The following is a 22,766-nucleotide window of genomic DNA, read 5'->3' on the forward strand; positions in this document are numbered from 1 at the left end:
CCCCCGTCGCCTTCCTCGCCGCCCTGCAACACCTGCTGGCGATCCTGGTGCCCATCGTCACCCCCGGCCTGCTGATTTGCCAGGCGCTGGGCGTGTCCAGCCGCGACACCACGCTGATCGTGTCCATGTCGCTGGTCATCTCCGGCATCGCCACCTATGTGCAATGCAAGCGCTTCGGCCCGCTGGGCGCGGGGCTGCTGATCGTGCAGGGCACCAGCTTCAACTTCGTCGGCCCGCTGATCGCCGGCGGCTCCCTGATGGTCAAGCAGGGCACGCCGGTCGAGGCCGTCATGGCCACGATCTTCGGCGTGGTCATCGCCGGATCCTTCGTGGAAATGGGCGTCTCGCGCATCCTGCCCTTCGTCAAGCGCCTGATCACGCCGCTGGTCACCGGCATCGTGGTGCTGCTGATCGGCCTGACGCTGATCAAGGTCGGCCTGGTCAGCATGGGCGGCGGTTTCGGCGCCATGGCCAACGGCACCTTCGCCAGCGCCGAGAACCTGACGCTGTCGGGCCTGGTGCTGGGCACCATCATTCTGCTGAACCGCGTGCCCGTGGTCTGGGTGCGCAGCACCGCGCTGGTGATCGCGCTGGCCGTCGGCTACCTGGCCGCCGCCTGGATGGGCCGTCTGGACTTCACCGGCGCGCGCGAAGCCGCGCTGTTCCAGGTGCCCACGCCGCTGCACTTCGGCCTGGGCTTCTCGTGGTCGCTGTTCGTGCCCATGCTGATCATCTACCTGGTCACCTCGCTCGAAGCCATCGGCGACGTGACCGCCACCAGCAAGGTGTCCAAGCAGCCCGTGGAAGGCCCGCTGTGGATGCAGCGCATCAAGGGCGGCGTGCTGGTCAACGGCGCCAACTCGCTGCTGGCCGGCGTCTTCAACACCTTCCCCAGCTCGGTGTTCGCGCAGAACAACGGCGTCATCCAGCTCACCGGCATCGCCAGCCGCCACGTCGGCCTGTGGATCGCCGGCATGCTGGTGCTGCTGGGCCTGTTCCCGGCCGTGGCCGGCGTGCTGCAGGCCGTGCCCGAGCCCGTGCTGGGCGGCGCCGCCATGGTGATGTTCGGCGCCGTGGCCGCGTCGGGCATCAACATCCTGGCCGGCATCCGCCTGGACCGCCGCGCCCTGCTCATCATCGCCGTGTCGCTTGCCCTGGGCCTGGGCGTGTCGCAAGTGCCGGAAATCCTGTCGCACCTGCCGCACGCGGTGAAGAGCGTGCTGGAATCGGGCGTGGCCACCGGCGGCATCTGCGCGCTGGTGATGAACTGGTTCCTGCCCGAGAAGAAATAGGCGGGCGCTGGCCGGACGGCACAACCGTCCGGCGCCTTACCGCTACCGGCAAGGCTTGCTAGTCGGCGAGCCGCCAACAGCGCCCTACCCCGGGGCCGCCGCCTGACAATTTTTCCCAGGCCGCATATAATCGCGGTCTTCGCTTCTCCCGCAGCCGTCTTTCGGGCATCAGCCCAGGCATGGTGCCAAAGCATTTTGCCAACCCCGACGCGCTCGCGACCCTCCTGCCCGAGTGGTGAAATTGGTAGACGCAGGGGACTCAAAATCCCCCGCCGCAAGGCGTGCCGGTTCGATTCCGGCCTCGGGCACCACTTATAAATCAAGCACTTACAGCACTAACCCATATACGCTATGTGGTGCTGTTCCGCATTGGTTCCGCACGGCGTTCCGCTTTAGTCGTCCGCCCCCGGCCAATCTCAAAGCCTGACGCCCAGCTCATTGTGAGCCAGCACGCGATCAGCCGCCCGCTGCGTCAGGTAGTCGTCCTCTTCGATGAAGATCGGACTCCATATCAAGTAGAAATCATTACTCATCGGCTCCCGGCTTGCGCAGCCTAAACGATCCGCGATGGCGACCAATGTTGGTCGCGTGGAGGCCGCGTCTCGCTTTCGAAATCGACCGCTGCAAGCATGCCAGCGTTAACCTGTTGATGCAGCGAGTTGGCCGCATGAGCAATGCGTGCAGCCTCTACCTCATCGAAAACAATCTCCGAGCACTCGGGACGGAACGCGCCGATGACGTCACGAATAATTCAGTTCCTCATCCATCCCCGAGGGCCTGTCGCTTGGCTGCCGCCGTGTAAACGGCATTGCGCTCGCGTTTGCCGACTGCGACCACCACGACGATCAGCTCACGGTCGCGCACCTCATACACCAGGCGACAACCGGCGCTGCGCAGCTTGATCTTGTAGCGGTCCTTGTGGCCGCCGAGCTTGGCGGCCGGTACGCGCGGGTTGGTCAGGCGCTCGGCCAGTTTGGCCTTGAATTGCTCCCGCGTGTTGCGGTCGAGCTTGCGCCATTCCTTGAGCGCCTCGTCGAGGAACCCGAGATCAAAGCTCATCGAGCTTGACCTTAACAACGGCCTGATCTTGCCGCGCGTCGGCCAGGGCGTTCAATTCCATATCTTCAAGCCGCTCCATCAGCGCTTCATACGCCTTCGCCGGCACGCAGTAAAACGCTGGGGCATTCCGGTTCAGGATGGCAACCGGGAAGCCTTCGCCTGCGGCGACAGTACCCATCGGATTCTTCTTGAGTTCTGACACGCTCGCGGTGATTTCCGCCAAAATAAGATGCGACATGATCTTTTCCTTGACCTATTAATAGTGCTAATTGTAGTGCTACTATCTGGTCGCTTTCAAGGACTAGGGTCGTAAAAGTGCACAGTCTTCCAGGCGCGTTTAGCGGGCCGTAGAGCGCGACGCGCCAGCAGAGCGCCAGGGGTCGCTTTCTTCGAGAAAACGCCCCACAGGCTCTTGGCGAGGTGCCCAAGAGTTTTTTGACCCTTGGCGCGCGGCTCCCCTTTGCTGAACCATGCTTCCGCAAAGACAATGTTCAGGTCCAGCGTCATGTTGTCAGGCACCAGCCCCCAGCCAGCAGGAATATTGGTGGTCAGCGCATTGAGCGTGGTTTGCAGCAACGACGTTTCGAGCGGTCGCGGGACGGCTACCAGCCAACCGACCTGACCCTGGCCTTGCTTGAACACGCGGAACGGAGTGTGGGCTTGCACATGCAGATCAAACCTGCCCTCTGCGATACGCGATCGGTACAGTGCAGTTGCTCAGCAGCGCAACATCGTGATGGCATCAGCCTCAACATCGCCCCCGACGACAGGACGTTCCAACCCACGCTGATGGATGGTCGGGCCATACCTATCATTATCTGTAATTGCAATTTTTATTTGAATTTGCGATATTCATGCCTATGCACATCATCTCCAAGCAAGCATTGCGCGAGTTCTGGGCACATCACCCCGGATCCGCCAATGCGCTGGCCCATTGGCATACCACGCTGATGCATGCCCGGGCCGCCGATTTCCCGATGCTGAAGAGGGTGTTCAACACCGTCGACTGGGTGAATGGATACGTTGTTTTCAACGTCGGGGGCAACAAGTACCGCATCGTTGCCGACGTCATGTTCCGTTCGCAAACCGTCTTCATCAAGCATGTCTTTACGCACAAGGAGTACGACTCATGGCAGCCGTAATCCCCCATCTGGCCGAATTGGCCCGCAGTTATGACGCATTCCGCACGGTGGCGGGCGTGGGCGCGATCCGTAGCGAAGCAGATCACCGCCGCGCCTTGGCGTTGATTGAAGCCATTCTGGACGAAACCCGCGACACGCCCGCGCGCGAAGACGCCTCGCATCCGCTGGCCGATCTGCTGGATCTGTTGACGGCGGCAGTGCATGAGTACGAGGCCGACCACTACGCCATCCCGGTCTCATCGCCCCGTGAGGTGCTGCGCTTCCTGATGGATCAACATGGGCTCACTCAGTCCGACCTGCCCGAAGTCGGCAGTCAAAGCGTGATCTCCGAGATCCTGGCAGGACGCAGGACGTTCAATACCCGGCAGATTGCCGCCCTGGTGCAGCGATTCCATGTAGCTGCTGACGCCTTCATCGAGCACGATGCCGCGCGCTAGCGATCGCGCCCGCCCCGTAAATTCCGCTCCTTGGACTTAAAGGGAATTCCCCGATACTCCCCTCCAGGACCCGTCGCTACCATTCGCCGCACTTCAGCCTCCCGGCTGACGCGAAAACAGACATATCCCTGCGGTACGGAGACACCATGAAAGCACTGAAACTTGCCGCGGCGGGCGCCGCGCTGTTCGTTTCGTCCTGGAGCGCCCACGCCGGCGCGACGTTCGACAGCATCAAGAACAAGGGCTTCGTCCAGTGCGGCGTGTCCACCGGCGTGTCGGGCCTGTCGGCCAACGACAGCAAGGGCGACTGGGTCGGCCTGGACGTAGACCTGTGCCGCGCGATCGCCATCACCCTGTTCGGCGATGCGTCCAAGGCCAAGATCCTGTCGATCAGCGCGCTGCAGCGCTTCACCGCCCTGCAATCCGGCGAAGTGGACGTGCTGACCCGCAACACCACGCTCTCGCTGACGCGCGACACCACGCTGGGCCTGATCGGCGTGGGCGTGAACTACTACGACAGCCAGGGCATCATGGTGAACAAGTCCCTGAACGTCAAAAGCGCCAAGGAGCTGGACGGCGCCACGGTCTGCGTGCAGCCCGGCACCACCACCGAGCTGAACCTGGCCGACTGGTTCCGCTCGCAAGGCATCGCGTTCAAGCCCGTCGTGGTCGAGCGCCTGGACGAGATCATCCGCTCGTTCGCCGTGGGCCGCTGCGACGCCTTCACCGGCGACAAATCCCAGCTGGCCGCCGCGCGCAGCACGCTGGCCAATCCCGATCAGTACATGATCCTGCCCGAGAACTTCTCCAAGGAGCCGCTCGGCCCCATGGTGCGCCAGGGCGACGAGCAGTGGTTCAACATCGTGCGCTGGACCATGTACGCCATGATGGAAGCCGAGGAATACGGCATCACCTCCAAGAACGTGGACGAGATGCTGAAAAGCACCAACCCCAACGTGCAACGCCTGCTGGGCGTGACGCCGGGCATGGGCAAGAACCTGGGCGTGGATGACAAGTGGGCCTACAACGTCATCAAGCGCATCGGCAACTATGGCGAAAGCTACGAGAAGAACCTGGGCGAGAGCAGCCCGCTGAAGCTGCCGCGCGGCCTGAACGCCTCGTATCGCGACGGCGGCCTGATTTACGGCTGGCCGGTGCGCTAGCCCCACGGCGCCGATGACGGCGCCCACCGCATGCATCGGGACGCCGGCCTTTGCCGGCGTCCCTTTTTTTGACCACTGGAAACCACCGCGGCAACGCGCGCCGTCTATGATGGCTGGGCGCCGGGTCCGCCCAAATGCGTTACTCTCCCCACCCCAACCGATTTCCCGCAAGGAGCCTCTCATGGCAAAAGCCGCCGCCCGCCACATCCTGGTCTCGACCGAAGCCAAGGCCAACGAACTGAAGACCGCCATCGAGAACGGCGCCGACTTCGCCCAGGTGGCGAAGGAAAACTCCAGCTGCCCGTCCAGCCGCGACGGCGGCAACCTGGGCACCTTCGGCCGTGGCGAGATGGTCAAGGAATTCGACGCCGTGGTGTTCAGCGCCCCGGTCGGCGAGGTCCAGGGCCCGGTCAAGACGCAGTTCGGCTACCACCTGGTCGAAGTGACCAGCCGCCAGGACTGAGCCGTCCCGCTGCGACAGCAAAACGCCGCCAGGAGCGATCCTGGCGGCGTTTTTCATTGCGCCGGGCCTATTGCCGCGCCTGGAACAGCTCCGGGTCGAACGGCTCGCGCTGCTCCAGCACGGCCAACGCGCCGACGATGAGCGCGTACATGCCCTGCGCGAACTCGGCCTCGACCTGGGCCTCCTCGGTGGCGCGGTCCGGCCTGGCTGCGGGCTCTTCCCCCGCCACCGAATACACCGTGTCGGCCACGGCGATGCAGTGGAACGCCACCGTCGCCAGCAGCACGCGGGCCTGGTCCGGCGACACGCCGTAGACGCGCGCGACCTCGGTCTGATGGCCGTGGATCTTGGCCATCATGGGCTGGGTCGTGACCGACGGACGCAGCAGGTACGGCGCCAGTCCGGGATGCGTCTTGACCATGTCGCGCAGCGAGATGACCAGCGCGACCAGGTAGTCCCTCAGTTCGGGATGGGTATCGGCGCCGGCATGCGGCACCGGCCAGCGGGTGAAGATCTCCTCGGCCACCATCAGCTTGAGCGCCTCCAGGCTTTCCACCCGCTTGTACAGCGCCATGTGGCTCACCCCGAGCGCGGCGGCGACATTGACGAAGCTGACGTTCGGCAGGCCGACGGCGATGCCGGCATCGGCAATCCGTTCACGCGTGATGGTGCGCGGGCGTCCGCGAGCCGCGGGCGGGGTGTCGGGGGGCATGGAGTCTCCGTGTGATGGGCGGCAACCTGTGGCTCTGCCGCGCCAGCCTCTGAACAGGGAGTTTACTTCGCTGGCCGAATTAGTTTAGTATTCGTAAACTAATTCATCTGATTAGTTCAGATTCTCATTTACGTCTGCGTTTCCATGACGATCCCACCCCAACCTCCGGGGGGCGACCGGGCGGGAAACCCGCCAATTCCGTATTCCTGGATGCCCCTGTTCCATGAGCGCTCGTGACGCGGCCGCGGCCGGCCCAAAACCTCCCTCCCCGATCCGCTGGGCCCTGGCGCCCATCCGCGCCCGCCTGATGCTGGCGGCGGCGCTGGCCGCGACCGGCACCGCGCTGACGCTGGCGCCGCTGGCGGGCATGGTCCGGATCGCGCAGATCGCCCTGGGCGGCGCCAGCGGCGACATCTGGACGCTGGTCATCGCCAGCGTGATCAGCCTGTTCGCGGGCATGGTGCTGATCCTGGCCGGCGAGTTGGCCGCCCACCTGGCCGACAACCGCCTCACCCATCATTTGCGCCTGGCCGCCGCGCGGCGGCTGTCCCAGGTGCCGCTGGGCTGGTTCACGCAGCGCGCCTCGGGCGAGGTCAAGCAGGTGCTGCAGGACGACATCGCCACCCTGCACAGCCTGACCGCGCACTTCTACACCGCCGTGGGACGCGCGGCGGGCGCCATCGTGGCGTCGGCGGTCTATCTGTTCGCCATGGACTGGCGCCTGGCCATCGTCGCGCTGCTGCCGTTTCCGGGCTTCTTCCTGTTCCTGCGCCGCGCCATGAAGGCCAGCGGCGCGCACATGCAGGAATTCGTGGAACGGCTCGGCCGCATCAACAGCGCCACGGTCGAGTTCGTCAACGGCATACCCGTGGTCAAGGCCTTCGGCGACACTGGCCGCGCGCATGGCGGCTATCGCGAGGCGGTCGACGGCTTCGCCCGCGCCTTCGCCGCCTTCGCGCGCCCGCTGGTGGGCACCATGGCCCATGCCCACGCGATGATCGCCCCGGTGACGGTGCTGGGCCTGGTGCTGTCCTTCGGCCTGCTGTACGCGCATCTGGGCTGGATGATGCCGCTGGACGTGCTGCCCTTCGCGCTGGTCGCGCCGGGCATCTGCGCGCCGATGCTGCTGCTGCACACGCTGCTGCATGACCTGGGCGGCGCGGCCGGCGCGGCCCAGCGCGTGCAGGCGCTGCTGCAAACGCCCACGCTGGACGTCCCCGCGCCCGGCCAACAGCAGCAGCCCGACGGCCAGGAAATCCGTTTCGAGGACGTCAGCTACGCCTACGGCCCGGAGCATCAGGCCCTGTCGAACCTCAGCTTCACGCTCGCGCCCGGCACGGTCACCGCCGTCGTCGGCCAGTCGGGCGCGGGCAAATCCACGCTGGCGCGGCTGCTGCTGCGCTTCTTCGACCCCACCAGCGGCCGCATCACGCTGGGCGGCGCCGACTTGCGGCAGCTCGACAGCACGGCGCTGTACCGTCGCATCGGCTTCGTGCTGCAGGACGTGCGCCTGATCCACGCCAGCGTGCGCGACAACATCGCGCTGGGCCGGCCCTCGGCCAGCCAGGCAGAGATCGAGGACGCCGCGCGCACCGCCAACATCCACGAACGCATCCTGGCGCTGCCGCGCGGCTACGACTCCGTGATCGGCGAAGACGCCCTGTTGTCGGGCGGCGAACGCCAGCGCGTGAGCATCGCCCGCGCCGTGCTGCTGGATCCGCCCGTGCTGGTGCTGGACGAGGCCACGGCCGCCGCCGACGCCGGCAATGAAGTCGCGATCCAGGACGCCCTGTCGCGCTTCGCGCAGGGCCGCACGCTGCTGGTGATCGCGCACCGGCTCGACACCGTGATGCACGCCGACCGCATCCTGGTGCTGGACGGCGGCGTCATCGCCGAACACGGCACGCATGCGCAACTGCTGGCGCAACAGGGCCGCTACGCGCGCCTCTGGGCCATGGGCGGCTACGAAGCGTCCGCGCATCTCCCGGAATTCTCATGCTGAAAACCTTCCTGCAACTGCTGGGCGAAGACGCGCCCGTCTTCCGCCGCTATGCCTGGATGGCCGTGGCCCATGGGCTGCTCTGCGGCCTGACCATCACCGCGCTGGCGCCGCTGCTCTCGCGGCTGCTGGCCGGCGACCTGGGCGGCGCCGCGCGCTGGCTGGCCGTGCTGCTGGCCGGCGTGATCGCCTGCTGGGCCTGGCGCCGCCGGGTCGAACAGGCAGGCGTGCGCGTCGGCACCACAGTGCTGCAAACCGCGCGCCACCGCCTGGGCGACCATGTGGCCAGCCTGCCGGTGGGCTGGTTCATGCCGCAGAACACGGCGCGCCTGTCCCATATCGTCACGCAAGGCACGATGGCCGTGGCCCAACTGCCCGCGCATGTATTCACGCCGGTGATCGGCGGCCTGGTGACGCCCTTCGTCATCGTCGGCGCCTTGTTCGCCCTGCACTGGCAGCTGGGGCTGATCGCGCTGGCGGCGCTGCCGCTGCTGGCCGGCGTGCTGTTCCTGACCGGACGGCTGGCGCGGCGCGCGGACGGCGCGTTCCATGAACGCTACGCCGGCGCCAGCCAGCGCATGGTGGAGTTTTCGCAGGCGCAGTCGGTGCTGCGCGCCTTCAATGGCGAAGGCGGCGGCATGCGCTTCCTGGAGCAGGCGGTGGACCGGCAACGGCAATCGGCGACGCGGCTGATCTTCCTGTCCTCGCTGGCGGCGGTGCTGAACGTGTGGGCGATCCAGGCCGTGTTCGCCGCGCTGCTGGTCGCGGCGGCCGTGTGGCTGAACGGCAGCCTGGGCGGCGCCCTGGCGACGCCCGACGTGATCGGCGCCATCGTCGCTCTGCTGCTGGTGGGGCGCTACATCGATCCGCTGCTGGAAGTGGCCGGCTACGGCGACGCGCTGCGCGGCGCGCGCGGACAGCTCGACGCGATCCGCGAATTGTTCGCCGTCCAGCCGCTGCCCGAGACGGACACGCCCCAGGCGCCGGGCGACGCCGCCATCGAGCTGCGCGGCCTGCATTTCCGCTACGAGCCCGACGCAGCCGAGGTATTGCGCGGCATCGATCTGCGCATCGCGCCGGGCAGCATGACGGCGCTGATCGGCCCGTCAGGGTCGGGCAAGACCACGCTGGCGCGGCTGATCGCGCGCTTCTTCGACGCCAGCCAGGGCAGCGTGCTGATCGGCGGCGTCGACGTGCGCAGGATGTCGGGCGCGCAGCTGGCCGGCCAGCTCAGCCAGATCTTCCAGGACAGCTATCTGTTCACGGGCAGCATCGCCGACAACATCCGCGTCGGCAAGCCCGACGCCACCGAGGCCGAACTCATGCAAGCCGCGCGCCAGGCCGGCGTGACGGAGATCGTCGCGCGCCTGCCGCAAGGCATGGACACTCCGGTCGGCGAAGGCGGCGCGCGCCTGTCGGGCGGCGAGCGCCAGCGCATCGCCATCGCCCGCGCGCTGCTCAAGAATGCTCCCATCCTGCTGGTGGACGAGGCAACCGCCGCGCTGGACGCCGAGAACCAGCACGTCATCGCCGAGACGCTGGCGCGACTGCGCGGCCGCTGCACGCTGGTCGTGATCGCGCATCAGCTGTCCACCGTGGCGATGGCCGACCAGATCGTGGTGCTGGAGGATGGCCGCGTCGTCGAACAAGGCGCGCCGGCCGACCTGCGCGAGCGCCGGGGCCGCTATGCCGAGTTCCTGGCCCAGCGCCAGGCGGCCAAGGGCTGGCGCATCACGGCGGCCGACGGAGCGCGGCCCTGATGCGTCTGCGCCTGTCCCTGCTGCTGCTCGCATTGAGCTGCGCGTCGGTGCTGATCGGCGCGCGGCAGATGGAATGGCGGCAGCTTTTCTCGATGTCGGGCGACGCCTGGCTGACGCTGACGGCCAGCCGGCTGCCGCGCCTGGCGGCGCTGGTGCTGACCGGCGTGGGTCTGTCCGTCTGCGGCGTGATCCTGCAGCACATCGTGCGCAACCGTTTTGTCGAGCCCGGCACCTCGGGCGGACTGGACGCCGCCAAGCTCGGCATCCTGGTGTCGCTGACGCTGGCGCCGGCCGCCGGCGTCGCCAGCCGCATGCTGTTCGCGCTGGCCTTCTGCTTCGCGGCCAGCATGCTCTATGTCGCCATCATCCGCCGCATCAAGTTCCGCAACACGGTGCTGGTGCCCGTCGTCGGCCTGATGTACGGCAGCGTGCTCAGCGCCGTGGCCGAGTTCTACGCCTACCGCCACAACATCCTGCAAAGCATGCAGGGCTGGTTGCTGGGCGATTTCTCGCGCGTGGTGCAGGGCCGCTACGAAATCCTGTATCTGGTGCTGCCGGTGGTCGCACTGGCCTATCTGTACGCGCACCGCTTCACCGTGCTGGGCATGGGCGAGGAAATGGCCGCCAGCCTGGGCCTGGGCTACGCCGCCACGGCCGCGCTGGGGCTGGTGCTGGTGGCGGTGACGGTGTCCGCCAGCGTGATCGTGGTGGGCGCGATTCCCTTCATCGGGCTGGTGGTGCCCAATCTGGTCGCGCTGCGCCATGGCGAGAACCTGGGCCGCACGCTGCCCATCGTCGCGCTCGGCGGCGCCTCGCTGCTGCTGGCCTGCGATATCATCGGCCGCCTGCTGATGCACCCGTTCGAAGTGCCGATCGGCCTGACGGCCGGCGGCGTGGGCGGCGTGCTGTTCCTGATACTGATCCTGCGGGGGCTGCGATGAGGCGCGTCTCCCGTCCGTGGCTGATCCTGGCGGCGGTGGCCGCGCTGGCGGCGGTGTTCGTGCTCGCGGGTTCGGGCCTGGATTTCGGCTACGTGATCCCGAAGCGGCTGGTCCGGCTGGCCGCCATCGTCGTCGGCGGCGTCTGCGTGGCGCTGTCGACCATCGTGTTCCAGACGCTGGTGAACAACCGCATCCTGACGCCCGCCATCATGGGCTACGAAGCGGTCTACCTGCTGTGGCAATCGCTGCTCCTGCTGCTGGCCGGCGCGCAGGCGCAGGCCGCGCTGGGCGCGGGCGGCGGCTTCATCGTGTCGCTGCTGCTGATGCTGGCTTACTCCTGGGGCATCCACCGCTGGCTGCTGCGGGGCGGGCGCGACGATGTGTACCTGCTGCTGCTGGTCGGGCTGGTGCTGACGATGGTGATCGGCACCTTCACGCAGTTCGTGCAGCTGCGCATCAGCCCGGGCGAATTCGCCGTGTTCCAGGGACTGAGCTACGCCTCGTTCAACCGCGCGCGGCCCGACACGTTGCTCTATGCGACGCTGGCCGTGGCGGCCGTCTGCCTGGCCTGCCGCAAGTCGCTGCCGGTGCTGGACGTGCTGGCGCTGGGCCGCGAACAGTCCCTGTCGCTGGGGGTGAACCATCCGCGCCATGTGCGGCGCTACCTGGCGCTGATCGCCGTGCTGGTGGCGGTGTCGACCAGCCTGATCGGGCCGACGGCCTTCATGGGCATCTTCGTCGCCAACATCGCCTATGCGCTGGCGGGCAGCGTCAGGCACCGGATCGTGCTGCCGCTGGGCTGCGCCATCGCGATCGCCATCTTCCTCGCCGCCCAGCTGCTGGTCGAGCATGTCTTCAACTACAAGACCACCGTCAGCATCCTGGTGAACCTGGTGTGCGGCGCGTATTTCCTGGCGCTGACGGTCCGCGCCCGAGGCACTTCATGATCGCCGTCCGCAATCTCCACAAAGCCTATGGCGCCAAGACGGTGCTGGCCGACGTCAGCTGCGAATTCCCCGCCGGCCGCGTCACCTCGCTGATCGGCCCCAACGGCGCCGGCAAGTCCACCCTGCTGATGCTGATGGCGCGGCTGCACGTGCCCAGCCAGGGCCAGATCCTGCTGGACGGCCGCGACGCCGGCGCCATCCGCATCGCCGACTACGCCAGGCGCGTGGCCACGCTGCGCCAGTCGCCCGGCTTCAACCTGCGCCTGACGGTGGACGAGCTGGTCGCCTTCGGCCGCTTCCCATACAGTCGCGGCGCGCTGACCGCCCAGGACCGCAAGGCCATCGACGAGGCCATCGCCTTCCTGGACCTGGCGCCGCTGCGCCAGTCCTACCTGGACGAACTGAGCGGCGGCCAGCGCCAGATGGCCTTCCTGGCCATGACCATCGCGCAGCAGACCAACGTGCTGCTGCTGGACGAGCCGCTGAACAACCTGGACATGAAGCACGCGGTGCAGATCATGCGCGCGCTGCGCCGCCTGTGCGACGAGCAGGGGCGCACCGTGATCCTGGTGATCCACGACATCAACTTCGCCGCCAACTATTCCGATCACATCGTGGCGCTGAAACATGGCGCGCTGCGTTTCAGCGGCCCGGTCGACGAGGTCGTGACCGAAGCACGGCTGGGCGAGCTGTACGAGCTGGATTTCGAGATCGTGCCGAACGGAAGCGGCCGTCTCTGCAATTACTTCACCCCCTCTGGAGCATGAGCGTGTACTGGAAGATCAAGCGCCGGGCAGCGGCGTCGGCAATGGTTGTGGCGGCCATCCTGGCGGGTTGCGGCGACGACCCCGCAGAAGCGCCGCAAGCCGCGCAGGCGCTGGCCGCGCCCGTCACGGTCAAGCACCAGCTGGGCACCACCACGGTCGCCAACGTGCCGCGCAAGGTCGCGGTGCTGGACATGAACGAGGCCGATTTCCTCGACCAGCTCGGCGTGCCGATCGCCGGCATGACCAAGGACTACGTGCCGCACTTCCTGTCCAAATACAAGGACGCGCCCGACGTGCAGGACCTGGGCGCCATCGTGCAGCCCAACCTGGAACGCGTGCACGCGCTCAAGCCCGACCTGATCCTGATCACGCCGATCCAGGCCAATCATTATCAGGAGCTTGCCGAGATCGCGCCCACGCTGCATTTCGACGTGGACTACAAGAACAGCCAGCGCACCCACATCGCCACCGTCAGGCAGCACCTGCTGACGCTGGGCCGCATCTTCGACAAGGAAGCGCTGGCACAGCAAAAGGCCGCCGAACTGGACTCCAAGGTGGAGGAAGCCCGGCGCGTGACTGCCGGCCGCCCCGAGAAGGCCATGATCGTGATGCACAACAACGGCGCCTTCAGCGCGTTCGGCGTGCAATCGCGCTATGCCTTCGTGTTCGACGCCCTGGGCGTGCGGCCCGCCAGCACCGCCGTCGAGACCAGCCTGCACGGCCAACCGATATCCAGCGAATTCATCCAGGAAGCCAACCCCGACATCCTGTACGTGGTGGACCGCAGCGCCGTGATGGAGCGCCGTCCCGTCATGGACGCCGAGCGCATGGCCAATCCGCTGCTGCGCCAGACCAATGCCTGGAAGAACGGCCGCGTGGTGTTCGTCGACGCCGACGCCTGGTACATCACCGCCGCCAGCGTGACCTCGCTGACGCTGCTGATCGACGACGTCATCAAGGGCTATCGACGCTGACCCGGCATCGGGTCCCTCGCTTCCCGCTTTTCGCTTTCTTGTCCGGCTCCAGCCGGCGACTGCTACCCCGTTTCGAACGAAAGGAAACTGGCATGACCACACTCGGCCATACACAACGCTCCGACCGGCCCGCCGGACAGTCGGCTCACTCCCGCAATGGCCTGCCCGCGCCGCGCGCCACCGCGCTGTTGCTGGGCCTGACGCTGGGTGCGCTGGCATCCTCCGCGCTGGCGCAGACGAGCGGCAACGCCACCGCCGGCAGTGCGGCGCCGGCCTCGACGGAGGCGGCAACCCTTGCGCCCATCAAGGTGCAAGGGCATGCCGAGGAAGTCGGCCCCTACGCCGGCGGCCAGGTGACGACCGGCGGCCGCGTCGGGCTGCTGGGCGACAAGGATTTCATGGAGACGCCGTTCAACACCATCAGCTACACGGACAAGTTCATCGCGGATCGACAGGCGCGGGATATCACCGACGTGATTTCCGCCACCGATCCCACCGTGTTCAGCAATGGCCAGACGGGCACTATCAACGAGTTCTACTACATCCGTGGTTTCGCCTCGGCCATTGGCGACGTTTCCTTCGGCGGTCTGTACGGCATCTCGCCCTACTACCGGGTCTCGCCCGAGATGTTCGAGCGCATCGACGTGCTCAAGGGTCCGTCCGCGCTGCTCAACGGCATGCCGCCCGGCGGTTCCGTGGGCGGCAGCGTCAACCTGGTTGCGAAGCGCGCCGGCGACGATCCGCTGGCGCGCCTGACGGGCACCTATATGTCCGACGCGCAGTTCGGCACCCACGTGGACCTGGGCCGGCGTTTCGGCGACAACAAGCAGTTCGGCATCCGCTTCAACGGCGTGTACCGCGACGGCGAAGGCGCGATCAACAACCAGAAGCACAAGTCGCAGCTGGGTTCGCTGGGCCTGGACTGGCGCGGCGAGCGCGCCCGCGTCTCGGCCGACCTCTACAGCAGCGAAGACCACGTCAAGGGCCAGACGCGCGGCATCAGCCTGGCGCCCGGCATCGCCGTGCCCAAGCCGCCCAGGCCCGACACGCTGCTGAACCCGGACTGGGCCTTCGTCGAGACCAAGGACAAGGGCGCCGTCATCCGCGGCGAGTACGACTTCAGCGACCGGCTCATGGCCTATGCGGCCTTCGGCGCCAGCAAGACCAACTACAGGCAGAACGGCGCGATATCGGCCCAGGTGCTGAACCCGGCGGGCGACTTCAAGACCGTCATGGGCCAGCTGGCCTTCGATGTGGAGAAACGCTCGGGCGAACTGGGCCTGAAAGGCAAACTCGACACCGGCCCGGTCAAGCATCAATGGGCCTTGAACGCCACGCACTACTCGCACACGCAGAACGACTATGGCCGTCGCAGCGTGCCAGGCGCGGACTGGACCACCAACATCTATCACCCGGTCTGGGGCGATGCGCCCGCCTTCATCGCGCCGCACATCTCCAAGACCAAGCTGCGCCTGGCCAGCTACGGCCTGGCCGACACGATGTCGTTCGCCGAGGATCGCGTGCAGCTGACGCTGGGCGTGCGCCGCCAGCAGGTAATCAGCGACACCTACAACATCAAGACCGGCGATCGCACCTCGCGCTACGACGAAAGCGCGACCACGCCGGCCGCCGCGATTCTGGTCAAGCTCACGGACCGCGTGTCGGTCTACGCCAACTACATCGAGGGCCTGAGCCAGGGCGCCACCGCGCCCATGACGGCGGCCAACGCCGGCGACGTGTTCGCGCCCTACAAGACCAGGCAGAAGGAAATCGGCCTGAAGCTGGACCTGGGCGACTTCGCCCACACCGTCAGCCTGTACGAGATCAAGCGCCCCAACGGCTACACCGATCCGTACACCAACGTCTTTTCCTTCGGCGGCGAACAGCGCAACCGTGGCGTCGAATGGAGCTTCTTCGGCGCGCCGTGGACCGGCCTGCGCCTGATGGGCGGCGTGGCCTATGTCGATCCCGAGCTGACCAAGACCGCCGGCGGCGTCAACCAGGGCAAGACCGCCACCGGCGTGCCCAAGCTGCAGGGCAAGCTGGGCGTGGAATGGGACGTGCCCACCGTGCAGGGCTTCACGCTCACGGCCAACGCGACCGCCGCGACCAAGCAGTACATCAGCGCCGACAACTCGCTGTCGGTGCCGGGACGCGTGGTCTATGACGTGGGCGCGCGTTACGCCACCACGGTCGGCAACCATCCGGTGACGCTGCGCGCCAACGTGCTGAACGTGACCAACAAGGCCTACTGGGGCATGCCGCAGCTGACCAGCCTGGGCCTGGGCGCGCCGCGCACGTTCATGCTGTCGGCGACAGTGGACTTCTAGGCGCGAACGCGAGCATGCCGTCGGCGCCCCTGGGCGGGACGCCCCGCGCTACGCCTGGTCCTCCGAATAGATCCCCGCCGAGATCGTGGCGCTGCCCACGATCATCTCGCCGTAGATCACGGGCACCGGATTGCCCTGCGCCGTGGTGTTGACCGGGCCGTTGAAGTTGTAGGAAGCGCCGTTGTCCGGACCGTCCTTGACGCTGAGCAGGCGTTGCTGCGGCGTCAGCAGCTGCGCCACGCCGCTCAGCGCCATGGCGGCGCCCATGGATGCCAGACCCGCGGACCAGGTGACGGTAGTGCCGGACCACATAGCCACGTTCAGCCCGGGAATGAAGCTGGCCGCGATCATGGCCGCGCCCAGGATCGCCTGGAACAGGCCGCCGCGCTTGGCGCCGGCCGGCATCGGCGCGATGCGGATCTCATCCTGCCCGGCGGGCAGGCAGAGTTCGTCCTCGGCCAGATTGCGGCGACCGATGAAGCAGGCGTAGCGCACGCCCTGGTCGCCGCTGTCGAGCATGCGCCGCTCGAAGCCGGGCAGCAGCGCGCACAGCGCGCGCACGGCTTCGGCGGCGCTGCCGACGGCCAGGCGGTGCAGGCGGCCGAACTCGGCGCCCAGGGCGCCGTAGAGGCGGATGGTTTTGAGTGTGGGAGTCATGGAACTCACTAATGAAATGCCTGCCTGCGAATCACTCTGAGAAATTCCGCGTGACAGGCGGTCGTCAGCCCTCACCGCCCAGCTGGACGGTAGGTTGCTGAACAGGCTTGGGGTAGCGCTGCTTTACGCCTTGACATTGCACGACCCAGTCCAGCACCGGACCGGGCAGCTCCTGGCCCGATTCATGCAGGAAGCTGGCGAATTTCATGATGGCGTCGAGCTGGTCGCCGATGGCGGGGTAGGCCCGGGCGCGCAAAGGCGCGTAGGGTTCGCTATGCCGGATTTTCAATGGTGAACTCCTTGTCGAGGTAGGGCCAGGCTTGTACCGACACACGGTAGCTTCCCGGTTGATCGAATTCCAACTCGACCGTTTCGGACGTCGTTTCGTACAGATGGTCATTGATCAGAATCACGCAAGGTGCAGGCAGGCGGCTCAAGACTAGGCCTTGCAACATGACCGGACTTTCCAATCGCGGAACAATCTGGCCGTCACGCACGTAATGTATATCTCCATCAACAGCGCCATCGATATGGCCACTCGCTTGATTCAGGACTACAACATCTGCGATCAGATCCTGCTGCAAGGAGACTACGCTGAAAATGCGCCCGTCCGCGTCATAAAGAGAATAGGTTCTCATCGCAAAAGTCCCATCAATGCAATATCCCCGGCAGCATATCCATAGCCATCATAAGGACGAGGAAATGTCACCGTCATTGTGTAAGTCCCTGGGTCCAGCGACCGGCTCAACCATGACGCCGGTGCCGTACCACCCAGGCCGAAATTGGAGGACCAAACACCCGTCGGATTACTCTCCGAAGGGTACCCTCCCCATATGGAGTGATTCTGCATGACAAGGATCCGCGCCGGCACATTCAACGAAATTGAAACCGATGCTGTCGTCGTGCCCGAGTACACACCCATCTTCAATGAAAAACTCACCGAGTTGTTGACCACGACAGCGCCTGAAGCAATACGCAGCGTATCCACCTGCGCAAGACCGATGTTCGCGGTCTTGATGTATGCGTCCGTCAGCGTGGCCATCTTTGCGGTCAGGGAACCAGCATTGAGACGATCCACGTTCAGGTAACCAGCGTTGATCTTCTCAGCGTCCAGATCACGAACCATCGCATTCGTGATCCGCCCCGTCCCGATCACCGCATCATTGATCACCGTCTGCCCGTTCTCGATCACGAACGGCGTCGTGACGGCCCCATTGGCCAAACTCAGAAAACCAAAGCGGTCGGCCAGGAAGTACACCGAGCTTTGCACCCGACCGTCCGGGTTGGTGTAAGCCCCCAACGACATGCCTGCCGCATAGACCTTGTCGTCCTTGGTGACCTGGGCCTTGACGCTCCAGGTGGCCTTGAGTTGGCCGTCCAGTCCCGCCAGCGCCGTGCGCGATTCCTGCACGCCGGCGGCGGCGCCGTTGGCCACCGCCAGCGTGGTGTCCACCCGCGTGGCCAGCGCGCCGTCGGCGTCGACCCGCTCCGTCTTTTCGGCGGTGATCGCGGCGCGCGCCTGATCCAGGCCGGTAGTCAGTCCGTCGATGGTCGAGGTCAGTTCCTGCGCCAGCTGGTCCCGCTTGATCTGGCCGTTCAGGTATTCGAGGATCTCGCTGGCCTGCCAGCTGGCCTCGCCCATCACGCCCGGTCCGTCCGGATACCAGGCGCCGATCTCGCCGTTCAGGGCGACGATGCGGCCCCAGAAGAAAAAGCGCTTGCCGGCCGACAGGCCGGACAGGGTGTGCGCGTTCTGCGGAAAGGCGAAATCCCCCAGCTTGATCGCGCTGGCGCGGTCATTGGTCGGGCCGTACCAGATCTCGGTGCGCTGCGCGGTGAAGCGCCCTTCGGGAAAGCCCCAGCGCAAGCCAATGCCGAACACCTGCGATTGCGTGGCCAGCTGGGCCAGCGCGGGCGGCGGCGCCAGGTCTCCCTGGAGTTGGGTCTCGGTCGAGCTGGCCCAGACCGAGGACACGTCGGCGACGTTGATGGCGCGCACCCGCGCCACGTAGGCGCCGGCGCGGATGTCGGGCAGTTCCAGCGTCAGCGAGCCGGTGCGACCGGCCTCGACCCAATCGGAATTTTCGCGGCGCCATTGCACGTGGTAGGCCACGGCGGACGGCGCGGCCGCCCATGAGATCTCGGCCACGTGGCGCGCGATGCCCTGGTCGATGACCGAGCGCGAGGCCAGCCGGATGTTCTGCGGCGCGGCCTGCACCGACGGCGGCACGACCGTGATGGGCTTGGGATCCAGCCGGGTGCCGAAGTCCACGTTGTCGAACTTGCCGGGCTCGTGCTGGATGGCGGAGATCTCGGCCACCAGCCCTTCCTTGCGCTTGACGGCAAGCACGCGGAAGGTCTGCGCCGACAGCGCCTCGGACTCCAGCGTCCACACGCACTCGGCCTGCGGCGCCTGCGAGAACGGCGCGGTGACGGTGATGTGCAGCACCGAGCCGGGCAGGCCCACCAGGTCGGCGGTCAGCTCGGTGGTGTCCACGGTGAACTCGGTATTGTCCGCGGTGAGTCCGGTGCCGACCGCGGCCGCCACCACGCGCGTCTCGGACACGCCGCTGGGAAGGTTGACGGTCAGCCGGTCGCCGGGACGCACGCCCAGCTCCGCGTCCACCGTGACCACGGTGGTCGTGGCCTCGCGGATGCGGCCGCCGATGCGGCGGCCGGCCAGATGCTGATCGGCGACGCGGATGATGCTGCCGGGACGCACGCGGCAGGCGTCCAGGCCCACCGAGAACGTGACCGAGCGCGTTTCCAGGTTGGAGGTCAGCAGCATCCACTTGCCAACGCGGTGCGCCTGGCCGCGCGAGGTGCAGCCAAAGCCCGTGACCTCGACCTGCTGGATGCCGTAACGCGCGATGCCCTCGCGGTTCTCGACGTACTCGACCTTCTGTCGGCCCATCTCGGACAGGTCGTTCCACGACACCAGCGCCACCGTATAGCGGGTGCCCAGGGCCGAGCCCACGTAGCTGAACTTGCCGTCCACCACGTTGGCTGACGAGTAGGTATAGACCGGATCGGACGGCATGTCCGCCGCCGCGAACACCGAGGCATTGGCCCAGTACGCCATGCCTCGGAAGATGGACGCGAAGTCCTGCACCACGCGGTAGGCGTCGGCGGCCTGCTGCAGATAGACGTTGCAGGTGAAGCGCGGCTCCTTGCCGCCGAAACCGTCGTCGACCATCTCGTCGCAGTAGCGGCCGATCTGGTACAGGCCCCACTTGTCGAGCCAGCCGGTCGGCACGCGCGTGCCCAGGCCGTAGCGATCATTGCTGATCAGGTCGTGGAAGACCCAGGCCGGGTTGTTGGTCCAGGCCAGCTTGAAGGTGCCGTCCCAGACGCCACTGTAGCTGCGCAGTTCCGGATCGTAGTTGGCCGGCACGCGGATGATGCGGCCGCGCACGTGATAGGCGCGCGTCGGGATGCTCTGGAACTGCGAGGCGTTGATCTTGATGCCGACCACGGCCGACATGGGATAGCGCAGCTTGGCGTCGATGACCTCGGTGACGCTGTCGATGAAGGTGCGGTCGGCGATGGTGTTGCTGTTGGCATTGGGCGTGATGCGGCGCAGGCGGATGCTCCAGCCCTGGCGCGCGCGCGGCAGCTCGATGCGGTGCGAGCGCATGTAGCGCTGCGTGGTCTTGCCGTCGAACGCGCTGGACAGCACTTCCTGGTAGCCGGCGCCGTCCACGCTCAGGTCGATGGCGTACTCGACGCGATAGCCGTTGATGTCGCCGTTCCCGGTGTTGGCCTTGCTCAGGCCCTCCACGCCCAGCGTGACGCGGATGGCGGATGCCTGCAGGTTGGCGAACAGCCGCGTCCAGTGCTGCGCGGCCTTCAGCTCCGCGCCGACGGCGATGGTGTTCTCGGCCGCCGGAAAGCCGGGCAACGGCTCCTGCAGCTGGGTGCCGGTGCGAAAGTCGATGGCCGCGCCGCTGAAATTCAGCGTGCCGTCGGCGTTGGCGACCGGCGTGCCGTTCAGGTAGACGTCGCGCAGCGCGTTGTCCATGCCATGCACCGGCCCGTAGATCTCGCCCTCGCCCAGCAGGTCGATGACGCGGGCATAGGCCGTGCTGTGCAGGCTGTCGCGCACTTCCACGGGCGTGCGCCCGCCGCCGCCGCCCTTGCCGCCCTTGTGGCCGGCCGGGATGGGCGCGCCATGAGAAAAGGCGCCCTCGGGCGCCTTTTTCCTGATGCGTTGTCGTTGTTTCATGCTTGGTCTTCCGAGTAGATGCCCGCGGAGATGGTGGCGCTGCCGACGAACATTTCGCCATACAGCAGCGGCACGGGATTGCCCTGGGCCGTGGTGTTCACGGGGCCGTTGAAGTTGTAGGAAGCGCCGTTGTCCGGACCGTCGCCGACGCTCAGCATGCGCTGCTGCGGCGACAGCATCTGCGCCACGCCGTTGAGCATCATGGACGCGCCCATGGCGGCGACGGCGCTGACCCAGGTGCCGGCCTTGAAGGCCGCGGCCATTCCACCCGAGTAGAAGGTCGCCGCCGCCAGCAGCACGGCGCCCAGGATGGTCTGGAACAGGCCGCCGCCTTTGGCCCCGGCCAGCACCGGCGCGATGCGGATGGCATCGTCGCCCACCGGCAGGCCCAGCTCGTCCTCGGCCAGGTTGCGCTTGCCCGCGAAGCAGGCGAAGCGCACGCCGCGCTCGCCGCTGTCGGCCAGCGCCTTCTCAAAACCGGGCAGCAGCGCGCACAGCGCCCTGACCGCCTCGGCCGGACTGGCCACGGCCAGCCGGTGCTCGCGGCCGAAGGCGCGGCCCAGCCAGCCGTACAGCCGCACGGTACGTATTCTTTCGATCATGGTTGTCCTTGGTAGCGCAGCACGGCGCGGGTCGATTCGCGCCAGAAGCCGCCGTACACCACGCGTTCGGAATCGCGTCCGTACAGGTGATGCAGCATGGCGTCCGGCAACGGGTGCAGGCCGGGGGCCTCGGCCAGGGGTTCGTCGCCCAGGAATACGCCGGCGTGGTTGGCGCGGTCCGAGCGGACCTGCATCAGCACCACATCGCCCGGCCCCAGCGCTTCATCGGCCCGCAAGGGGCGAAAGCCGGCTTCGGCGTAGTGGTCCATGTACAGGTCGCCCGGCTTGCCGGGTTCCCACCAGCCGTCGTCGCGCGAAAAATCGGGCAGGACGATATCGCGCTCGCGCGCGTACCAGTCGCGCACCAGCGTGTAGCAGTCCAGCACGCCGTGCGCGAACTGGCGGCCCAGCAGCGGCGCCCGGTAGCCTTCGGGCGCGAAGCCACGGATCTCGCCGGCGACAACATCGCCGTTCTCGGACTTCTCCACCGCCACGATGTACCAGGGCAGGCCCGACGCCTCGCAGGCGACGCGATCGGCCTCGCTGGGCGCGGCCGGCGCGTCCGGATGCGAGTGCACCACGGCCACGATGTCGCCGCTTTCCTCGGCGGCGGCGTAGTCCTCGGCCGACATCACGAAGTGCTCGGCGCTGGCCGCCGTGTTGCGGCAGGGCTGGTACCACTCGCGCCGGCCGGCCTTGAGCACCAGGCCGCAGCATTCCAGCGGATAGGCCGCCACGCCATGGTCGCGGATCGCCTGCAAGGTCTTCTTGCGCATGCTAGCCCCTGATCAGGTCGGCCGACGGAAAGCCGCCGAAGTTGATGACCTCGTATTCACCGAAGCGCTTCTTGCAGTCGGACATCAGGCCCGAGCAGCGGTCCAGCGTGGGATCGGTGACGCGGTTGCCATTGAGGTCGAACATGCGCCCGCCGGTGTAGCCGCAGTAGGGGCCGCGATAGCCGCCCTTGCGCAGCCACGCGCACACGCCGGCGATGATGGGCCGGTCGGGCAGCTTCTGGCCATTGAAGTCGAGCGCGCTGGCGAGCGTGAATTCGACCACCTGCGCCGTCTCCAGCGTCTTCTGCTGCACGATCCAGATTTCCGGCGGCAGCTCTTCGCGCGGATCGGCGCTGGGGTTGCCCTCCGGGAAATTGGCGGCGTCCAGATATCTGCCCAGCGTGCGCCGCGCCACCACGCGCGCGCCCACCAGGTCGTCCAGGTGCACGCACAGCGACGAGATCACGCCGGCCAACGGCCGGCCCTGCGCATCCTGGCCGATGTTGCCCACGCGCAGCGT

The 22,766-nt window shown here is 66.9% G+C and carries 23 protein-coding genes and 1 tRNA gene; 13 read left to right on the plus strand and 11 right to left on the minus strand.

From position 1 onward, the window contains the following. A partial coding sequence (locus tag AC6LJ5_RS25770) for a nucleobase:cation symporter-2 family protein (protein ID WP_498141993.1) occupies positions 1-1,292 on the plus strand: 1,292 nt, incomplete at its 5' end. A 226-nt stretch (positions 1,293-1,518) separates the two neighbouring features. Then, positions 1,519-1,603, plus strand: a tRNA-Leu gene (locus tag AC6LJ5_RS25775). Between the two features lie 448 nt (positions 1,604-2,051). Here the strand turns inward: AC6LJ5_RS25775 and AC6LJ5_RS25780 are convergent. The 3 genes from AC6LJ5_RS25780 to AC6LJ5_RS25790 are packed head-to-tail and all read right to left on the minus strand — an operon-like array spanning position 2,052 to position 3,017. After that, positions 2,052-2,351 carry a type II toxin-antitoxin system RelE family toxin gene (locus AC6LJ5_RS25780; RefSeq protein WP_498141994.1) on the minus strand — a complete coding sequence of 100 codons (300 nt, stop codon included), beginning with the start codon at positions 2,349-2,351 and terminating at the stop codon, positions 2,052-2,054. Continuing rightward, positions 2,341-2,589: a type II toxin-antitoxin system Phd/YefM family antitoxin gene (locus AC6LJ5_RS25785; RefSeq protein ID WP_498141995.1), complete on the minus strand. Its 249-nt coding sequence runs from the start codon at positions 2,587-2,589 to the stop codon at positions 2,341-2,343. The genes AC6LJ5_RS25780 and AC6LJ5_RS25785 overlap by 11 nt, the downstream gene beginning before the upstream one ends. A gap of 56 nt (positions 2,590-2,645) precedes the next feature. Continuing rightward, positions 2,646-3,017, minus strand: a complete 372-nt coding sequence (locus AC6LJ5_RS25790) for a hypothetical protein (RefSeq protein ID WP_498141996.1) — start codon at positions 3,015-3,017, stop codon at positions 2,646-2,648. A 194-nt stretch (positions 3,018-3,211) separates the two neighbouring features. Between AC6LJ5_RS25790 and AC6LJ5_RS25795 the strand changes: the two genes are divergently transcribed. From AC6LJ5_RS25795 to AC6LJ5_RS25810, 4 genes are all read left to right on the plus strand, one after another. Continuing rightward, on the plus strand, positions 3,212-3,493 hold the full coding sequence (locus AC6LJ5_RS25795; protein WP_498141997.1) for a type II toxin-antitoxin system HigB family toxin: 282 nt from the start codon (positions 3,212-3,214) through the stop codon (positions 3,491-3,493). Next, positions 3,481-3,930 (plus strand): helix-turn-helix domain-containing protein, encoded by a 450-nt coding sequence (locus tag AC6LJ5_RS25800; RefSeq protein WP_103271235.1) that lies wholly within the window; start codon positions 3,481-3,483, stop codon positions 3,928-3,930. Before AC6LJ5_RS25795 ends, AC6LJ5_RS25800 begins: the two co-directional genes overlap by 13 nt. A gap of 146 nt (positions 3,931-4,076) precedes the next feature. Then, the gene (locus tag AC6LJ5_RS25805; protein ID WP_212321776.1) at positions 4,077-5,093 is read left to right on the plus strand and encodes an amino acid ABC transporter substrate-binding protein; all 1,017 of its coding nucleotides are present in this window, start codon (positions 4,077-4,079) and stop codon (positions 5,091-5,093) included. 181 nt (positions 5,094-5,274) lie between these two features. Next, complete coding sequence (locus AC6LJ5_RS25810; RefSeq protein WP_103271237.1) at positions 5,275-5,556, plus strand: peptidylprolyl isomerase; 282 nt, start codon at positions 5,275-5,277, stop codon at positions 5,554-5,556. 67 nt (positions 5,557-5,623) lie between these two features. Here AC6LJ5_RS25810 and AC6LJ5_RS25815 read toward each other — a convergent pair whose 3' ends face one another. Then, the gene (locus AC6LJ5_RS25815) at positions 5,624-6,268 is read right to left on the minus strand and encodes a TetR/AcrR family transcriptional regulator (RefSeq protein ID WP_498141998.1); all 645 of its coding nucleotides are present in this window, start codon (positions 6,266-6,268) and stop codon (positions 5,624-5,626) included. 223 nt (positions 6,269-6,491) lie between these two features. On the opposite strand from AC6LJ5_RS25815, the gene AC6LJ5_RS25820 reads away from it, so the two are divergent. The 7 genes from AC6LJ5_RS25820 (at position 6,492) to AC6LJ5_RS25850 (ending at position 15,986) form a co-directional block, all read left to right on the plus strand. Further along, complete coding sequence (locus AC6LJ5_RS25820) at positions 6,492-8,270, plus strand: ABC transporter ATP-binding protein (protein ID WP_498141999.1); 1,779 nt, start codon at positions 6,492-6,494, stop codon at positions 8,268-8,270. After that, positions 8,264-10,027: an ABC transporter ATP-binding protein gene (locus AC6LJ5_RS25825; protein WP_498142000.1), complete on the plus strand. Its 1,764-nt coding sequence runs from the start codon at positions 8,264-8,266 to the stop codon at positions 10,025-10,027. Before AC6LJ5_RS25820 ends, AC6LJ5_RS25825 begins: the two co-directional genes overlap by 7 nt. Then, entirely contained in the window at positions 10,027-10,968 is a 942-nt protein-coding gene (locus AC6LJ5_RS25830) for an ABC transporter permease (protein ID WP_498142001.1), read from the plus strand. Before AC6LJ5_RS25825 ends, AC6LJ5_RS25830 begins: the two co-directional genes overlap by 1 nt. Beyond that, complete coding sequence (locus AC6LJ5_RS25835; protein WP_498142002.1) at positions 10,965-11,915, plus strand: iron chelate uptake ABC transporter family permease subunit; 951 nt, start codon at positions 10,965-10,967, stop codon at positions 11,913-11,915. Before AC6LJ5_RS25830 ends, AC6LJ5_RS25835 begins: the two co-directional genes overlap by 4 nt. After that, positions 11,912-12,682: an iron ABC transporter ATP-binding protein gene (locus AC6LJ5_RS25840; protein WP_498142003.1), complete on the plus strand. Its 771-nt coding sequence runs from the start codon at positions 11,912-11,914 to the stop codon at positions 12,680-12,682. The genes AC6LJ5_RS25835 and AC6LJ5_RS25840 overlap by 4 nt, the downstream gene beginning before the upstream one ends. Beyond that, positions 12,679-13,656 (plus strand): siderophore ABC transporter substrate-binding protein, encoded by a 978-nt coding sequence (locus tag AC6LJ5_RS25845; RefSeq protein WP_498142004.1) that lies wholly within the window; start codon positions 12,679-12,681, stop codon positions 13,654-13,656. The genes AC6LJ5_RS25840 and AC6LJ5_RS25845 overlap by 4 nt, the downstream gene beginning before the upstream one ends. Positions 13,657-13,748: 92 nt before the next feature. Next, complete coding sequence (locus AC6LJ5_RS25850) at positions 13,749-15,986, plus strand: TonB-dependent receptor (protein WP_498142005.1); 2,238 nt, start codon at positions 13,749-13,751, stop codon at positions 15,984-15,986. A 48-nt stretch (positions 15,987-16,034) separates the two neighbouring features. Here the strand turns inward: AC6LJ5_RS25850 and AC6LJ5_RS25855 are convergent, their stop codons facing one another. From AC6LJ5_RS25855 to AC6LJ5_RS25885, 7 genes are all read right to left on the minus strand, one after another. Continuing rightward, a complete protein-coding gene (locus tag AC6LJ5_RS25855; protein ID WP_498142006.1) occupies positions 16,035-16,643 on the minus strand; it encodes a tail assembly protein in 609 nt (202 codons plus the stop codon). Positions 16,644-16,707: 64 nt separating this feature from the next. Further along, positions 16,708-16,932: a hypothetical protein gene (locus AC6LJ5_RS25860; RefSeq protein ID WP_103271247.1), complete on the minus strand. Its 225-nt coding sequence runs from the start codon at positions 16,930-16,932 to the stop codon at positions 16,708-16,710. Continuing rightward, entirely contained in the window at positions 16,916-17,281 is a 366-nt protein-coding gene (locus AC6LJ5_RS25865) for a hypothetical protein (RefSeq protein WP_498142007.1), read from the minus strand. The genes AC6LJ5_RS25860 and AC6LJ5_RS25865 overlap by 17 nt, the downstream gene beginning before the upstream one ends. After that, positions 17,278-20,868 (minus strand): TipJ family phage tail tip protein, encoded by a 3,591-nt coding sequence (locus tag AC6LJ5_RS25870; RefSeq protein ID WP_498142008.1) that lies wholly within the window; start codon positions 20,866-20,868, stop codon positions 17,278-17,280. The genes AC6LJ5_RS25865 and AC6LJ5_RS25870 overlap by 4 nt, the downstream gene beginning before the upstream one ends. Continuing rightward, on the minus strand, positions 20,865-21,470 hold the full coding sequence (locus AC6LJ5_RS25875) for a tail assembly protein (protein WP_103271249.1): 606 nt from the start codon (positions 21,468-21,470) through the stop codon (positions 20,865-20,867). Before AC6LJ5_RS25875 ends, AC6LJ5_RS25870 begins: the two co-directional genes overlap by 4 nt. Beyond that, positions 21,467-22,246 carry a C40 family peptidase gene (locus AC6LJ5_RS25880; RefSeq protein ID WP_103271250.1) on the minus strand — a complete coding sequence of 260 codons (780 nt, stop codon included), beginning with the start codon at positions 22,244-22,246 and terminating at the stop codon, positions 21,467-21,469. Before AC6LJ5_RS25880 ends, AC6LJ5_RS25875 begins: the two co-directional genes overlap by 4 nt. A gap of 1 nt (position 22,247) precedes the next feature. Then, positions 22,248-22,766: phage minor tail protein L (locus AC6LJ5_RS25885; protein WP_498142009.1), on the minus strand; the 519-nt coding region annotated here is incomplete at its 5' end.

Source organism: Achromobacter sp. 1011791174, assembly GCF_059760925.1.

Bases quoted from the DNA above. Each gene is read 5' to 3' on its own strand.
- AC6LJ5_RS25780 (WP_498141994.1), bottom strand. From the start codon at position 2,351: ATGAGCTTTGATCTCGGGTTCCTCGACGAGGCGCTCAAGGAATGGCGC.
- AC6LJ5_RS25785 (WP_498141995.1), bottom strand. From the start codon at position 2,589: ATGTCGCATCTTATTTTGGCGGAAATCACCGCGAGCGTGTCAGAACTC.
- AC6LJ5_RS25795 (WP_498141997.1), top strand. From the start codon at position 3,212: ATGCACATCATCTCCAAGCAAGCATTGCGCGAGTTCTGGGCACATCAC.
- AC6LJ5_RS25800 (WP_103271235.1), top strand. From the start codon at position 3,481: ATGGCAGCCGTAATCCCCCATCTGGCCGAATTGGCCCGCAGTTATGAC.
- AC6LJ5_RS25805 (WP_212321776.1), top strand. From the start codon at position 4,077: ATGAAAGCACTGAAACTTGCCGCGGCGGGCGCCGCGCTGTTCGTTTCG.
- AC6LJ5_RS25810 (WP_103271237.1), top strand. From the start codon at position 5,275: ATGGCAAAAGCCGCCGCCCGCCACATCCTGGTCTCGACCGAAGCCAAG.
- AC6LJ5_RS25815 (WP_498141998.1), bottom strand. From the start codon at position 6,268: ATGCCCCCCGACACCCCGCCCGCGGCTCGCGGACGCCCGCGCACCATC.
- AC6LJ5_RS25820 (WP_498141999.1), top strand. From the start codon at position 6,492: ATGAGCGCTCGTGACGCGGCCGCGGCCGGCCCAAAACCTCCCTCCCCG.
- AC6LJ5_RS25825 (WP_498142000.1), top strand. From the start codon at position 8,264: ATGCTGAAAACCTTCCTGCAACTGCTGGGCGAAGACGCGCCCGTCTTC.
- AC6LJ5_RS25830 (WP_498142001.1), top strand. From the start codon at position 10,027: ATGCGTCTGCGCCTGTCCCTGCTGCTGCTCGCATTGAGCTGCGCGTCG.
- AC6LJ5_RS25835 (WP_498142002.1), top strand. From the start codon at position 10,965: ATGAGGCGCGTCTCCCGTCCGTGGCTGATCCTGGCGGCGGTGGCCGCG.
- AC6LJ5_RS25840 (WP_498142003.1), top strand. From the start codon at position 11,912: ATGATCGCCGTCCGCAATCTCCACAAAGCCTATGGCGCCAAGACGGTG.
- AC6LJ5_RS25845 (WP_498142004.1), top strand. From the start codon at position 12,679: ATGAGCGTGTACTGGAAGATCAAGCGCCGGGCAGCGGCGTCGGCAATG.
- AC6LJ5_RS25850 (WP_498142005.1), top strand. From the start codon at position 13,749: ATGACCACACTCGGCCATACACAACGCTCCGACCGGCCCGCCGGACAG.
- AC6LJ5_RS25855 (WP_498142006.1), bottom strand. From the start codon at position 16,643: ATGACTCCCACACTCAAAACCATCCGCCTCTACGGCGCCCTGGGCGCC.
- AC6LJ5_RS25865 (WP_498142007.1), bottom strand. From the start codon at position 17,281: ATGAGAACCTATTCTCTTTATGACGCGGACGGGCGCATTTTCAGCGTA.
- AC6LJ5_RS25870 (WP_498142008.1), bottom strand. From the start codon at position 20,868: ATGAAACAACGACAACGCATCAGGAAAAAGGCGCCCGAGGGCGCCTTT.
- AC6LJ5_RS25875 (WP_103271249.1), bottom strand. From the start codon at position 21,470: ATGATCGAAAGAATACGTACCGTGCGGCTGTACGGCTGGCTGGGCCGC.
- AC6LJ5_RS25880 (WP_103271250.1), bottom strand. From the start codon at position 22,246: ATGCGCAAGAAGACCTTGCAGGCGATCCGCGACCATGGCGTGGCGGCC.